Here is a 13,325-nt window from a genome sequence, read left to right on the forward strand (position 1 = left end):
TTCCGATCTCGGCCGCTGTGCTTCCCGCACCCCTAGCCCCTCCGCAGCAGGAAGGCAGGCAGACATGGACGCCAGCAACCAGCGACCAGAACCGCCGCGCGGCGGTGCGACCTACCGCTCCGCCGCGTACACCGGTCTGTTGCCGTGGCAGGTGCGTGAGCGCCGCTTCCCGCCGACCAGGCTCGGGCGTCGCGGTCTGAACCCCGACGACGTGTACGCCTTCCTCGACCGGGTCGCTGGCGACATGGCCGCCGTCTACGCCGCTCTCGCCGAGAGCCGCCGGGAAACCGCCCGGATCAAGGCCGGCCTGCGTCGCTGGCAAGCCGATCAGGCCCGGGCCCGCACCGAGCGGGACCAGGCCCGATGAGCCAGCGGTATGTCATCCATCTGCCCGTCGTTGCCAACGACCTGCCTGCCGCGCAACGCCTGGCCCGGGTCATCGGCCGATGGATGCTGGTGCTGCCCATGGCCGACCCGGGGGAGACCACCGTCTCCGAGGAGGACCATCAGCTCGTCCGGCACCGAGTCTTCTGTGACCTGCGAATGCCAGGCGGCCGGCGTTGCCTGCTCCGAGAGGGCCATGAGGGTCCCTGCTCACGCCGTTTGCGTCGCTGGCCAGTTGGACCGCTCTAGCCGAGGTCGTGCTCGTCCAGGCCGGTGTCGAGAGGACCTGGGCGAGCGGCATGGTCGCCTGGGTGACGTACGGGTCGCCGTCCTCAGTCAGTTCGGGCGAGGGATTGCTGTAAACACTGCCCCCAATCCGTCGTCACGTCACGAGACGGTAGTCAGGAACGCGAGGGTTACGTTCCTCGGTCGGCGTATCCGTCGGTCGGACGGTGACTCCATCTGGAATAGGTGCCCGACACACGTGGATCCCTTCCATGCAGGTGTCGCACCAGAACGAGACGTACCCGGCATTGGCTGCGGGCCGTGCTGTGAAGACGATCCGTAGGGTCCGCTGCCCGCAGTTCGGGCAGGCAAGATCTGACGCCGCCGGCAGCGCACGGTGGGCGACGTCGTACGCCGTCTGCCACTCATCAAAGGTGGTCATCGTGCCGCACTACCTGGTCGGCCCGGAGCGTGATCATGGCGATGGTGCGGCCATCGTCGTCGGCAAACTCGACTTCGTACATAGGCGGGGGGCCGTCGAAGACATCGACGATAGCTCCCACTGCCCCGGCGGGCAGGTCTTCTCCCGGCATGGCTTCTCGGAGCTCAACCACGTCGTGCAGCTCTAGCATGTCATCCTCACTTAGGCGGGAACGAGATGGTCACCATCCGAGGTGCAGATGCCTCATTCTTCAATATCCAGGCTGTGCGCACGATGATCGTGCCATCTGGCCCGGTCAGAGGTAGGTCCACGTTCCACCGCTGGCCGAACTCGTCAGCCTTGCCCAGCAGAGGCTTACCGGCGAGTACGCCTTCACGGATCTGCTGCAAGACCGCGTCGACGTCATCCGGGCCAAGGCCGGTGGCGGAGTTGATGACGCGATACTTGTTCCCTCCGACAGGGTGGTCCGGATTCATGGCGTAGCCGGCGATCTTCCGCGGGTCGATCTCGGCCGTGGTGAAGTCTGGTCCGGTGGGATCACCCGGAATCTTTGTCGGCTCCGGGCCGTCGGGTCTCTGCGGTTCGGGTGACTGCTTCCTGAGTCGCCCCAAAGCCTGCTTGAGCTTCTCGATCAGGTCACCGAGCCGGCGCATCTCCGGAATCAACCGGCGCAGGCTGGCCAGCAACCCGCGCAGCAGCCGCGCGATCCGCGCCCCCCAAGACGCCACCAAGGTCGTCACCTGCTCCACCACCAACGGCGCGGCCAGTCCGCCGGTGATGAGCAGTTCGCCCGCGTACACGATGATGCGGGACACGCAGGTGGCGACGGCGTCGCGGACCAGGAGTCGGACGGCGGCCACCAGGCCGGCGGCGCCTTCGGTGATCGCGGCCATGGTGTCGGCGCCCTGGGCGAGGCCGGTGATGGCCTGTTGTTGTTCGGTGGCCCAGGCCCGGTAGGCGGGGCCGGCGCCGCCGCCCCAGGCGGCGACGTCGGTGCGGACGGCGCGAGCCAGTTCGGCGGCTTCGTCGCGCAGCGACCCGGAGACGTTGCGCCAGGTCTGGGCGTGTGCGGTGATCTGCGCGGGGTCGCCGGCGAGCCAGTCCAGTGCTTCACTGAGCGGCTTGACGTGTTCGATGAGCCAGGCGATTCCGTACTGGAGCAGGGCGCCGACCGGGTCGGAGACGAAAGCGAGAGCGTCCAGGCCGGCGCTCACGACGCCGAGGCTGCCGTCGATCCAACTGCCGGTGCGGACGCCCTGCGCGATGAGTTCGATGTCCTCGCAGATCCACACGCCCGCCCAGGCGCTGGGCGGGCTGTCCGCAGCGGCGGCGACCAGCGGGTTCGACGTCACCGGTCCGGTCGCACCCCGTCGAGCCGCTGCTGCCGCACCCCGTCGAGCAGGTGTTTGGCGTGGGCGTCTGAGCTGCGGTAGCGGCCCGCGCCGACCCGCAGCTTGCCGGCGGTGTCCCGCACCGACGCGGCGGCGGCACCGATGCCGTCGACCAGGGTTCGTTGCAGGCCGTCGAGCAGCACCGGCATCATCGCGCAGAGTTGCCCGTAGGCGTCGGTGCCCAGCCGGACGTGCTGGCCTGCCTGCTGGGCGGTGTCGAGGCTGCCGGCGCTGCGATCGAGGCGTGCGGCGTGTGCGGTCAGGTCTTCCGGGTCGACGTGGATGCCGTCACCGACGGGCATCGTCTGATCCCTGGTCGTGGATGAGCCGCGTGCGGTACGAGTCGATGATGGCCTGGGCGCTGGCGTCGTCGCCCAATGACTGCGTGGCGGCGTCGCTGACCTGTCGGAGCAGGTCGACGCGCGCGGCGGTGGTGGTCTCCAGGATCTGCCGCGCGGTGTGCGCCGCGGGTTGTTGCCGCGTGCGCTCGTCGAGTCGTAGGTCGATCAGCAGGCCGGCCGAGTCGACTGTGACGTCGACTGTCCGGTCGGCGTTGCGGGCGGTGCCGGTCAGATCCCGCATCGTCGCGGACAGAGTCTTGGCTCGTTCCGCCCGCTCGGCGAGCGATGATTCCCACTCGTCGAGCCGGCGCTCCGCCGCGTCGAGCGCAGCGTCGTCCGCCCACATGTCGACCCTCCCCAGGGAACACTGCCGACGGCAACCGGCAACATCACCGGCACGCTACCAACCAGCGACGCTGCGTGCATGCCCGCTCAGGTGGTCGACAAGGGCCGAGGTCGTCTCCGTGGTCGACGGGGGTCGCCCCTCCGCGCTATCTGTCGCGACAAATGGCGCAATGTCCCGCACCTCGACAACCGAAACTGCAAGATCGGCGCAGTGGGGGGCTGAGGGCTGCTCGTGGCAGCCCGAGGCGGGCCCGGTTCAGGCCGGACGCGCGCTCATCATCTCCCGAGGCGACCCGTCGGTCTTCCTGACCCGACTGATCTCCGCGGCGCTGCTGGCCCTGGCCGCCGCCGCGCTCGTCGTCGCCGTCCTCCCGACGATCCGCCAGCGCCGTGCGGTCGTCTTCGCCGAGGAGGAGTAGCAATCCGAACCACGTGACGGTCCGGTCGACGAAGATTGTCCCCGTGACGAGCGACAACACGCAGCGGAGGTGGTCCGCCCGAACCATCTGGGACAGGCGGTTCGACGCTCCGCTGCGCGCGTTCCTGCGTACCGAGACCGGCGGCGCGCGGGTGGTGCTGATCGCCGCGGTGGCGGCTCTCGTCTGGGCAAACCTCAACGCATCGTCGTACGAGTCGGTCTGGGAGACCCCCTTCTCGATCCAGCTCGGCGACTGGCGCGTGTCACATGACGTGCGTTATTGGATCAACAGCGGTCTGATGACGTTCTTCTTCCTGGTCGCTGGGCTGGAGTTGCGCCGCGAGTTCGACATCGGCGAGTTGCGGGAGCGGCGCCGCCTGGCGTTGCCGATGCTCGCCGGGTTCGGCGGCATGCTCGTGCCGATCGCGATCTACCTCGCCATCAACGCCGGGCACACCACCGCGGCGGGCTGGGGTGCGGTGATGGCCACCGACACGGCGCTCGCGCTCGGCGCGCTGGCCGTCTTCGGGCCGCGCTTCTCGGAACGGCTGCGGGGTTTCCTGCTGACCGTCGCCGTCGTCGACGATGTGGTGGCGATCGCGGTGCTGGCCATCGCGTACCCGCATCACCCCTCGCTGACGGCGCTGATCGTCGCGGCGGCGATCTTCGGCGTTGTGCTGCTCGTCCGGGGCTGCGGTGTGCGGTTCGGGCCGGTCTATGCGCTGCTCGGGGTGGCGGCCTGGCTCGCCGTCTCGATGTCCGGTGTCGACCCGGTCGCGGTGGGCCTGGTGATGGGGTTGCTGACCTACGCCTACGCTCCCGGCCGCAGCGAGTTGCAGCGGGCCAGCGACCAGTTCCGCCTCTTCCGGGAACAGCCCACCCCGCAACTGGCCCGGATGGCCCGCGCCGGCCTCACCTCGGCGCTGTCGCCGAACGAGCGGTTGCAGACGCTCTACCACCCGTTGGCCAGCTACGTGGTGGTGCCACTCTTCGCGCTGGCCAACGTCGGCATCGTCATCGACGGCGATCTGCTGGCCAGGGCCGTGACCTCCCCGGTCACGGTCGGCGTCGTGGTCGCGTACGTCGTCGGCAAGCCGGCGGGGATCGTGACCACCGCGTGGCTGGTGGCCCGGCTGAGCGGCAACCGGTTCCGGCCGCCCGTGGGGTGGCCTGCCGTCGCGGGGGTCGGCACGATCTCCGGCATCGGTTTCACCGTCGCCCTTCTGATCGCCACCCATGCCCTGAGCGGCCCGGCCCTGGACGAGGCGAAGTTCGGCATCCTCGTGGCGACGCTCGGCGCGTCGGTCGTCACCTGGCTGGTGTTCCGCTCCGTCGGACGACTCTCGCCGGCACGGCGGTCCCGGGCGCTGCTGGGCGTCACCGAGGCGATCGTCGACCTGATGCTGCCGGTCGACGCGGATCGCGACCACATGCGCGGGTCGCTCGACGCGCCGGTGACGGTGGTGGAGTACGGCGACTTCGAGTGCCCGTACTGCGGGCAGGCCGAGCCTGTGGTCCGAAAGTTGCTGGCGGACTTCGCCAACGTTCGCTACGTCTGGCGACACCTGCCGCTCACCGACGTCCACCCGCATGCCCAACTCGCGGCGGAGGCCGCCGAGGCGGCGGGGGAGCAGGGCGCGTTCTGGGAGATGCACGACCTGCTGCTCGCCCACCAGGACGCTCTCAACCCCGCCGACGTGCTCGGCTACGCCGAACAGCTCGGCCTGGACCTGGACGGGTTCCGGGAGCACATGGCGAAGCGGATGGGCGTGGACCGGATCGCCGAGGACGTCGACTCCGCCGACCTCAGCGGCGTCACCGGCACCCCGACCTTCTTCATCAACGGTCGGCGACACCACGGCGCGTACGACATCACCGCGCTTTCGGCGGCGGTGAAGGCGGCGTTCGCGAGCGCCAAGCTCCGCCCCGAATACCGCCCCCGGGACCCCGGGCGCCGCGAGCCCGGACCGGCGAGCTGACCGCCGGGCCGCCCGATCGATCCGCAGCCCTGCGGCCCCGCTCGCCCCGGGCGACGCGAGGGCGTTCAAATGGTGGGGAGAGCGGCGAGTCGGCCCGCGCGGCGGCCTGCGACGGCCACGACGACGGCGACGGCCAGGGCGATCAGGAAGAACACGTCCGCGCCGGTGAAGGCCGCGTGGAAACCCGCCGTCGGGTCGGTGGTGGAGCTGGCCCGGGTGTACGCGATGGTGAGGATCGCGATGCCGAGTGAGCCGCCGAGTTGGTGGGCGACGTTGACGAGACCGGACGCGGCGCCGGCGTCCTGCGGTTCGACTCCGGCGACGCCGCCCTGGGTCATCAGGATGATGGCGATGCCCTGGCCGATTCCGATCACCAGCAGGGGCAGCAGCACGTCCGGGACGTAGCTGGAGGCGGTCGAGATGCGCGACAGCCACGCCATGCCGACCAGCGCGATCACGAGGGACGCCACCAGCAGGGCGGGACGGCCGAGCCGGTTCTGCAGGGGCCGGATGGCGTACACCATGGCGAAGAACATGCCGGTGATGGGCACGTACGCGAAGCCGGTCTGTAGGGCGCTGAGGTGCAGCACCTCCTGGAGGTACTGGCTGAGGAAGTAGAAGGTGGAGAAGGTCGCGCCGACGATGAGGATCCGCCCGGCGTACGCCCCGGAGCGCTCCAGGCTGCTGAAGAGTCGCAGTGGGGTGATGGGCTGTGGTGCCCGGTGTTCGATCAGCACGAAGGCGGTCAGGAGGGCGGCGCCGAGGCCCAACGAGACCACGGTGCCCGGTGCGTTCCAACCGGCTGCGGCGGCCTGGATGAAGCCGTACACCAGGGCGGTCATGCCGGCGGTGGAGGTGAGTGCCCCGCCCAGGTCGAACGTGCCGGAGCGGCGTTCGGTCTCGGCCAGGAACCGCGGTGTGAGCAGCGCGATGGCGATGCCGATCGGAACGTTGACGAGCATTCCCCAGCGCCAGGAGAGCAGGTCGGTGAAGACGCCGCCGATCACGATGCCGACGCTGCCGCCAGCGCCGATGACCGCGCTGTAGAGGGCGATCACCCTGGCTCGGGCACCGGGTTGGGGGTGGTCGGCGACCAGCAGCGCGAGCGTGGAGGGCACCGCGAGCGCGGCGGCGAGACCCTGCACGACGCGGGCGATGATCAGCCAGCTGCCGCTCGGGGCGACGCCGGCGGCGAGGGACGCCGCGGTGAACACTGTGATCCCGGCGAGGAAGACGCGGCGGCGGCCGAGCAGGTCACCGGCCCGGGCGCCGAGCAGGAGCAGGCCGCCGAACGCCAGGACATAGGCGTTCTGCACCCAGGAGAGCCCGGACTGGGAGAAGCCGAACTGCCGCTGCACGTGCGGCAACGCGGTCGTGATGATCGAGGTGTCGAGCGTCATCATCAGTTGCGAGCCGAGGATGAGGGCCAGGGTGATTCCACGACGGGAAGCGGGAGTCGGGGACATGGTCCGCCTTCTTTCGCGCTAGAATGATAGAAGACCTCCGGATAAGTGGAGGCGCACTATCACTCTAGTGATAGTCGGCCTCCGGTTGCTAGTGCTGGGAGACATCGGCATCGTGACGGCCCTCACCCACCTGCGCGTGGCACGCCCGCACCGGGCGGACGCCGCCCGTAACTACGACGCGATCCTGGCCGCGGCCCGGGTCGCCTTCGCCGAGCAGGGCGCCGAGGCTCCGCTGGAGGAGATCGCCCGCCGGGCCGGAGTCGGCATCGCGACCCTCTACCGCAACTTCCCGACCCGGGAGGTGCTGATCGAGAACGTGTACGTCACCGAGGTCGAGGCGGTGTGCGCGACGGCCGAGGAGGCCGAGAGCCTCGCTCCCCGCGACGGTCTGTACGCGTGGCTGCGGCGCTTCGTGGAGTACATCGGGGCGAAGCAGCCGTTGGCCGCCGGCCTGAACCGGGAGTCCACCGCCTACCTGGAGTGCCGGCGGGCGCTCTACGCCGCCGGTGGGCCGCTGCTGGAGCGGGCCCAGCGGGCGAGCGAGGTGCGCGCCGACGTGACGATCGACGACGTCATGCGCCTGACCAGCGCCATCGCCTCCGGGCACTTTCCCCGCGCCGACCAGCGCGATCACGTGCTCACGGTCGCCCTGGACGGGTTGAGCATCCAGCCGGAGTGACCTCGGCCGTTCATTCCGCGCGTCGATGTCCGAAGTGGAACAGCTGCGGAACGTGTTCGGGGAATCACGATGGACGCGGGCCCTTGACTCCCGGGAAACATCGGGCCACCATCTGACAACGTTGTCACAGACCCCCGCCAAGTGACAACGTTGTCATCTCTGGAGGCACGATGTCCGAGCCATCGCCGATTTCGCGGCGTACCTTCCTCTCCGCCGGCGCTACGCTGCTGGCGTCGGTCGGGGTGACCGCGGCCCTGCCGGACGCCCTCGCGTCCGCCGCCGTGCCGGCGCCGACCGCCACCCCGACCGCCACCGACCTCGCCCGGTACCGGCCGGTGACGGTCTCCTCGACCGACTACGCGCCGACGCCCGCCACCTTCGCCGTGGACGGCCTGCCGCAGGTCGGCGTCCGGGGAAGTGGGTGGCGTGCCGCCAACGGCGATCCACAGTGGATCTCGGTGGACCTCCAGGGGCTGTGCCGGATCGAGGCCGTCTCCCTGGTCTTCGAGGCCACGCTCACCGACGGGCCGTTCGACGGCAACTACACCGACACCGACGGCGACGAGATCCTCTCCAGCGCCGCGACGGCGTACCGGATCGAGGTCTCCACCGACGGCAGTGCCTGGCGGTCGGTGTACGAGACCAGCGAGGGCCGGGGCGGCGCGCAGACCATCAAGCTGCCCGAGCCGGTCACCGCCCGGTGGATCCGGATGACCGCCACGAAGCGCTCGAACAGCAACCCGGTGGGCCTCAACGGCTTCCAGGTCTACGGCGTACCGCTGGCCGGCCGGCCGAAGGCCGAGGGTTGGACCAGATGGGAGGACGGCAACACCGGCCCGGCCCCCGAGCTGAGGGTGGCCGCGGACGGCACGGTGCCGCTGGAGTCGGGCTGGTCGTTGACGATGGACGACTTCGCCGGCACCGCCGACGGCGCCGAACTCTCCCGCGCCGGCGTCGACGTCCGGTCCTGGCTGCCGGCGACGGTGCCCGGCACCGTGCTGGGCACCCTGGTCGAGCAGGGCCACCTGCCCGACCCGGTGGCCGGCTTCAACAACATGCGCATCCCGGAGGCGCTGTCCCGGCACACGTGGTGGTACCGGCGTGCGCTGCGGCTGCCCCGCGACCTGGACACCTCGCCCGGCCGACGGATCTGGCTGGAGTTCGACGGGATCAACCACGAGGCGACCGCCTGGGTCAACGGCGTGCAGGTCGGCAACGTCAAGCACCCGTTCGCGCGGGCAGCCTTCGACATCACCGACGCGTTGGCCGGTCACCGTGGCGAGCACGTCCTCGCCGTCCGGGTCACCCCGATGCCGCATCCGGGCACCCCCGGCGACAAGGGCCCCGACGGCCGTACCTTCCTCCAGTCGGCCCACCACTACCTTGACGCGCCGACCTACCTGGCGGTGTCCGGGTGGGACTGGATGCCCGCCGTCCGCGACCGGGTCACCGGCCTCTGGGACCACGTCCGCCTGCGCAGCACCGGCGCCGTTGTCATCGGCGACCCGCACGTGCAGACCACGCTGCCCGACCTGCCCGGCACCGACACCGCCGAGGTCACCATCCGGGTGCCGGTCCGCAACGCGGCGGCCAGCGCCACCACTGTCACCGTCCGCGCCGAGTTCGACAAGGTACGCGTCGAGTCCACTGTGACCGTCCCCGCCGGCGGGAGCAGCACTGTCACCTTCACGCCGGAGCGCTTCCCCGCGCTGCGGCTGCGCAACCCCCGGCTGTGGTGGCCCAACGGCTACGGCGACCCCCACCTGTACGACCTCACGCTCACCGCCACCGTGCAGCGCTCGGTGAGCGACCGGCGTGCGCTCCGCTTCGGTGTCCGCGAGTTCGCCTACGACTGGCACCAGCCGATCGTCATCTCGCCGCCCGGCAAGCCCGCCCTGGAGTTCGTCGACGGCGCGGCGACCCAGACGGCCACGTTCGACCGGCAGCACGCAAGGCACGTGCGCATCCAGGCCGGTCAGCGCGCCACCGGTTGGGGCATCTCGATGTTCTCGCTGTCGGTGGCCGACGGCGCCGGCCCGGACCTCGCCCTGCGCCGCGACGCCACCGCGTCGACGTCGGAGAACGACGGCAACGGTCCCGGCAAGGCCGTCGACGGCGACAGGGCGACCCGCTGGGCCTCGCAGGCCGAGGACAACCAGTGGATCCAGGTCGACCTCGGCGCGACGGTCGACTTCGACCGGGTCACCATCGTGTGGGAGCAGGCGTACGCGCTGGACTACCGCGTCCAGGTCTCCGCCGACGGCGACGCCTGGACCGACGTGACATCGGTCAGCAACGACACCCCGCTGGGCAGCCGTGCCACCCAGGTCGAGACGTTCGCCAGCCAGACCGCCCAGCACCTGCGCATCCAGACCGGCGCGCGGGCGACCTCGTGGGGCGTGTCCATGTGGGCGCTCTCGGTGCAGCGGCAGGCCGAGCCGGACGTCGACCTGGCCCTGGGCCGGACCGCCACCGCGTCGTCGTCCGACAGCGACTCGAACGGCCCGGACCGGGCCGTCGACGGCAACCCCCGGACCCGGTGGTCGTCGAAGTTCGAGGACAACCAGTGGATCCAGGTCGACCTCGGCGCTCCGGTCAGCTTCGATCAGGTCACCATCGTCTGGGAGCAGGCGTACGCCCGCGACTTCGTCATCCAGGTCTCGGCCGACGGGCAGCGGTGGACCGACGTGAAGTCGGTCAGCAACGCCGTCACCCAGCTCAAGATCAGCGTGAACGGCGTTCCTGTCTTCGCCCGCGGTGGCAACTGGGGCTGGGACGAGCTGCTGCGCCGGGTGCTGCCCGACCGGCTGGCCGACACGGTCGAGATGCACCGCGACATGAACTTCACGATGATCCGCAACTGGCTCGGCAGCAGCAACCGCGAGGAGCTGTACCAGGCCTGCGACGAGCAGGGCATCCTGGTGTGGAACGACTTCTGGCAGGCGGGCGCGTTCCTGCCCAACCCGCCCGGCTACGTCGACATCGCCGCCGACACGATCCGGCGGTTCCGCCACCACCCGAGCATCGTGGTGTGGTGCGGCGCGAACGAGGGTGACCCGCCGCCGATCGTGGACGCCGGGCTCAAGCAGGCCGCGGCCACCGAGCACCCGGAGATCCTCTACATCCCCAACTCGGCCGGCGGAATCGTCAGCGGTCACGGCCCGTACCACTGGGTGGAGCCGTCGACGTACAACAACAGGAACACCTACGACACTGGCGCTTTCGGTTTCCACACCGAGATCGGCATGCCGGTGGTGTCGGTGGTGGAGAGCATGCGCAACCTCGTCGGTGACGCGCCGGAGTGGCCGATCAGTGAGGTGTGGAACTACCACGACTGGTCGACAATCGGTAACCAGCGCGTCGGCACGTACCAGGCGGCAATCGACGCGCGGCTCGGTGAGTCCGACTCGCTCGACGAGTTCGCCACCCGGGCGCAGTTCGTCAACTACGAGAGCCACCGCGCCATGTTCGAGGCGTGGAACGCCAACCTGTGGCAGGACGCCACAGGTCTGCTGCTGTGGATGTCGCACCCGGCGTGGCACAGCACGGTCTGGCAGACCTACGACTACGACCTGGACGTGAACGGCGCCTACTACGGCGCCCGCAAGGGGTGCGAGCCGGTGCACGTCCAGGCCGACCCGGGCACCTGGCAGGTCCGGGTGGTCAACCACACCGCCGCGCCGCTGAACGGGGTCACCGTGAGCGCCCGACGGTACGACCTGGCCGGCCGGTCGCTGGGTTCGCCCCAACGGCAGCGGGTGGACGTGGCCCGCTCGGCCACCACGGCGCTCTTCCCGCTCGCCGCGCCGGACGGCGGTGGGCTGCACCTGGTGCGACTGGAGCTACGGGACAGCCGTGACCGGCTGCTCGCGGAGAACACCTACTGGCGCTACGACAAGGCCGAGCAGCTGCGGGCGCTCAACGACGTGCCGAGCACCCGACTGTCGACGTCGTCGAGCACCGTGCGCGTCGTGGACGGGCGGAACACCGTCACCACGACGGTCCGCAACCAGGGCCGTACGGTCGCCGCATTGGTGCGGCTCGCCGTGCGCGACCAGCACGGTGAGCGGGTGCTGCCGGCCCGCTACGACGACAACTACTTCTGGCTTCTGCCGGGGGAGACCCGGGAGGTGCGGATCTCCTGGCCGGCGCGGTCGGGCCTCACCCGCCAGGTCACGGTGACCGCGCAGGCGTACAACTCCTAGGGGTACGCGGTGGGAAGCGGCGCTGGGCGGGCCGCTTCCCACCGTGACCGCCCGCCGGGTCACTTCTTCTTCAGCACGGCCTCGCGCCAGATCAGACCCGCGATGCTCGGCCTGACCTCGGTGGTGATCACCGCCATCGCCCGCCGGACGTACCGCTCGTCGGTCAGCTGCGCCAGCATGCTCGCCGCCAGGTCGGCGCGTGCCGTGAACAGGCCGTCGGCGACGTCCTCGGCCACCTGGTAGCGGGTGACGGTCGGATGGTCGAACAGCCCGGACGGTCGGGCGATGGTCCAGTCCAGGTCGCTCTCGCGGACGAGGGACTCCATCCGCCGCATGTCCTCGTGGGCGGTGCGGCCCGCCCTGCGGTTGAACAGCGGGTCCAACACGTTGTTGAAGAAGAACTCGCCGGTCGGTCGCCAGGTGGGGTCGAGCACGCTGGAGCTGACGGTGATCAGGCGCTTGACCCCGTGGCGGTGCATGGCGGCCAGGATGTTCGCGTTGCCCTTCGAGTACACGGTGATCGGCTTCGGGGTGAGGGGGACGCCCAGGCTGGACAGAACGGCGTCGCCGCCGGCCACCGCCCGGTCGACGGCGTCCGGGTCCGCGACATCGGCGCTGACCACGGTGAGGCCGGGGCGGGGTGGCCCGGCGGGTGGGCGGCGGGTGACCGCGACGACCTCGTGGCCGGCGGCCAGGGCCTGCTCGGTGATCTTCCGGCCGGTGGGGCCGGTGGCGCCGAAGACGACAGTGCGCATGTGTTCGCTCCTCGCTGGGGTTGACGGCGTTGACCGTGCCAGCGGGGGAGAGCATTATTCAACCGTGTTGAATAAAACTCGGGGTCGACCCCGCGGCAACCCCGACACCAAGGCCCGCATCACCGAGGCCGCCCGTGAGCTGTTCCTGAAGCACGGTTATCCGGGCACCACGGTCCGGGCCGTCGCTGCCGCGGCTGGCGTCGACTCGGCGCTGATCAGCTACCACTTCGGCTCCAAGCAGGGCCTCTTCAGTCAGTCACTGAACCTGCTCTGCGTTGATCCCACCGCTCTCGACCAGGCGCTGCGGGGCAACCGGGAGCAGCTGGCCGACCGTCTGCTGGACTCGGTCACCAGCTTGTGGGACGCCGCCGGGCCCGCGCAGAGCCGGATGGCGGTGCAGGATGACGCCACCATGCGCGCCCTGCGCGACTACCTGGACGGTGAGCTGCGCCTCCGCATCGCTGAATTTCTCGGCGGGCCGGACGCGACGCGACGGGCCACCGCCGCGGTCGGCGTGCTGGGTGGGCTGATCTTCACGCGGTACCTGAACCCGATCCGCTCGGTCGGTGCGCTGTCCCCGGCCGACGTTCGGCGGGTCTTCGGGCCGGCGCTGCGCGCGGCCCTGTACGGCCGAGCCCCGGCCTGACCGGTGCCCGGCAAGCCATTCATGGAGGTCTTGCGGCGGTCATCGTATA

General features: G+C 70.4%; 13 protein-coding genes. 7 read left to right on the forward strand and 6 right to left on the reverse strand.

Translation table 11 applies throughout. The features are described from left to right. Window positions 1-64: 64 nt before the first annotated feature. Together ABZU74_RS19850 and ABZU74_RS19855 are read left to right on the forward strand one after the other, a co-directional pair. Window positions 65-367: a DivIVA domain-containing protein gene (locus ABZU74_RS19850; protein ID WP_355425734.1), complete on the forward strand. Its 303-nt coding sequence runs from the start codon at window positions 65-67 to the stop codon at window positions 365-367. Then, window positions 364-633, forward strand: a complete 270-nt coding sequence (locus tag ABZU74_RS19855; protein WP_355425737.1) for a hypothetical protein — start codon at window positions 364-366, stop codon at window positions 631-633. The genes ABZU74_RS19850 and ABZU74_RS19855 overlap by 4 nt, the downstream gene beginning before the upstream one ends. A 404-nt stretch (window positions 634-1,037) precedes the next feature. Here ABZU74_RS19855 and ABZU74_RS19860 read toward each other — a convergent pair whose 3' ends face one another. From ABZU74_RS19860 to ABZU74_RS19875, 4 genes are read right to left on the reverse strand one after another with little or no spacing between them, the layout of a single operon-like run. Continuing rightward, complete coding sequence (locus tag ABZU74_RS19860; RefSeq protein WP_355425740.1) at window positions 1,038-1,241, reverse strand: DUF4926 domain-containing protein; 204 nt, start codon at window positions 1,239-1,241, stop codon at window positions 1,038-1,040. A gap of 7 nt (window positions 1,242-1,248) precedes the next feature. Then, window positions 1,249-2,403 carry a DUF6883 domain-containing protein gene (locus tag ABZU74_RS19865; RefSeq protein ID WP_355425743.1) on the reverse strand — a complete coding sequence of 385 codons (1,155 nt, stop codon included), beginning with the start codon at window positions 2,401-2,403 and terminating at the stop codon, window positions 1,249-1,251. Beyond that, window positions 2,400-2,744 carry a type VII secretion target gene (locus tag ABZU74_RS19870; protein WP_355425746.1) on the reverse strand — a complete coding sequence of 115 codons (345 nt, stop codon included), beginning with the start codon at window positions 2,742-2,744 and terminating at the stop codon, window positions 2,400-2,402. The genes ABZU74_RS19865 and ABZU74_RS19870 overlap by 4 nt, the downstream gene beginning before the upstream one ends. Continuing rightward, complete coding sequence (locus tag ABZU74_RS19875; protein WP_355425748.1) at window positions 2,731-3,129, reverse strand: YbaB/EbfC family DNA-binding protein; 399 nt, start codon at window positions 3,127-3,129, stop codon at window positions 2,731-2,733. The genes ABZU74_RS19870 and ABZU74_RS19875 overlap by 14 nt, the downstream gene beginning before the upstream one ends. A 169-nt stretch (window positions 3,130-3,298) precedes the next feature. On the opposite strand from ABZU74_RS19875, the gene ABZU74_RS19880 reads away from it, so the two are divergent. Then, window positions 3,299-3,547, forward strand: a complete 249-nt coding sequence (locus ABZU74_RS19880; protein WP_355425751.1) for a hypothetical protein — start codon at window positions 3,299-3,301, stop codon at window positions 3,545-3,547. Window positions 3,548-3,590: 43 nt separating this feature from the next. Continuing rightward, the gene (locus tag ABZU74_RS19885) at window positions 3,591-5,525 is read left to right on the forward strand and encodes a Na+/H+ antiporter NhaA (protein ID WP_355425754.1); all 1,935 of its coding nucleotides are present in this window, start codon (window positions 3,591-3,593) and stop codon (window positions 5,523-5,525) included. A 65-nt stretch (window positions 5,526-5,590) separates the two neighbouring features. Here ABZU74_RS19885 and ABZU74_RS19890 read toward each other — a convergent pair whose 3' ends face one another. Next, on the reverse strand, window positions 5,591-6,991 hold the full coding sequence (locus ABZU74_RS19890; RefSeq protein ID WP_355425757.1) for an MFS transporter: 1,401 nt from the start codon (window positions 6,989-6,991) through the stop codon (window positions 5,591-5,593). Between the two features lie 112 nt (window positions 6,992-7,103). Here ABZU74_RS19890 and ABZU74_RS19895 point away from each other — a divergent pair, with 112 nt between their 5' ends. Together ABZU74_RS19895 and ABZU74_RS19900 are read left to right on the forward strand one after the other, a co-directional pair. Then, complete coding sequence (locus tag ABZU74_RS19895) at window positions 7,104-7,670, forward strand: helix-turn-helix domain-containing protein (protein ID WP_355425760.1); 567 nt, start codon at window positions 7,104-7,106, stop codon at window positions 7,668-7,670. A gap of 170 nt (window positions 7,671-7,840) precedes the next feature. Next, window positions 7,841-11,875 (forward strand): discoidin domain-containing protein, encoded by a 4,035-nt coding sequence (locus ABZU74_RS19900; protein WP_355425763.1) that lies wholly within the window; start codon window positions 7,841-7,843, stop codon window positions 11,873-11,875. Window positions 11,876-11,934: 59 nt separating this feature from the next. On the opposite strand, the gene ABZU74_RS19905 is transcribed toward ABZU74_RS19900, so the two are convergent. Then, a complete protein-coding gene (locus ABZU74_RS19905; protein WP_355425766.1) occupies window positions 11,935-12,630 on the reverse strand; it encodes an NAD(P)H-binding protein in 696 nt (231 codons plus the stop codon). 64 nt (window positions 12,631-12,694) lie between these two features. Here ABZU74_RS19905 and ABZU74_RS19910 point away from each other — a divergent pair, with 64 nt between their 5' ends. Beyond that, on the forward strand, window positions 12,695-13,276 hold the full coding sequence (locus ABZU74_RS19910; protein ID WP_355425769.1) for a TetR family transcriptional regulator: 582 nt from the start codon (window positions 12,695-12,697) through the stop codon (window positions 13,274-13,276). The last annotated feature ends 49 nt before the right edge of the window (window positions 13,277-13,325 follow it).

This window comes from Micromonospora sp. NPDC005171, from assembly GCF_040608575.1.
Classification (GTDB): Bacteria; Actinomycetota; Actinomycetes; order Mycobacteriales; family Micromonosporaceae; genus Micromonospora.

Bases quoted from the DNA above. Each gene is read 5' to 3' on its own strand.
- ABZU74_RS19850 (WP_355425734.1), top strand. From the start codon at position 65: ATGGACGCCAGCAACCAGCGACCAGAACCGCCGCGCGGCGGTGCGACC.
- ABZU74_RS19890 (WP_355425757.1), bottom strand. From the start codon at position 6,991: ATGTCCCCGACTCCCGCTTCCCGTCGTGGAATCACCCTGGCCCTCATC.
- ABZU74_RS19900 (WP_355425763.1), top strand. From the start codon at position 7,841: ATGTCCGAGCCATCGCCGATTTCGCGGCGTACCTTCCTCTCCGCCGGC.
- ABZU74_RS19880 (WP_355425751.1), top strand. From the start codon at position 3,299: ATGTCCCGCACCTCGACAACCGAAACTGCAAGATCGGCGCAGTGGGGG.
- ABZU74_RS19860 (WP_355425740.1), bottom strand. From the start codon at position 1,241: ATGCTAGAGCTGCACGACGTGGTTGAGCTCCGAGAAGCCATGCCGGGA.
- ABZU74_RS19870 (WP_355425746.1), bottom strand. From the start codon at position 2,744: ATGCCCGTCGGTGACGGCATCCACGTCGACCCGGAAGACCTGACCGCA.
- ABZU74_RS19855 (WP_355425737.1), top strand. From the start codon at position 364: ATGAGCCAGCGGTATGTCATCCATCTGCCCGTCGTTGCCAACGACCTG.
- ABZU74_RS19875 (WP_355425748.1), bottom strand. From the start codon at position 3,129: ATGTGGGCGGACGACGCTGCGCTCGACGCGGCGGAGCGCCGGCTCGAC.
- ABZU74_RS19905 (WP_355425766.1), bottom strand. From the start codon at position 12,630: ATGCGCACTGTCGTCTTCGGCGCCACCGGCCCCACCGGCCGGAAGATC.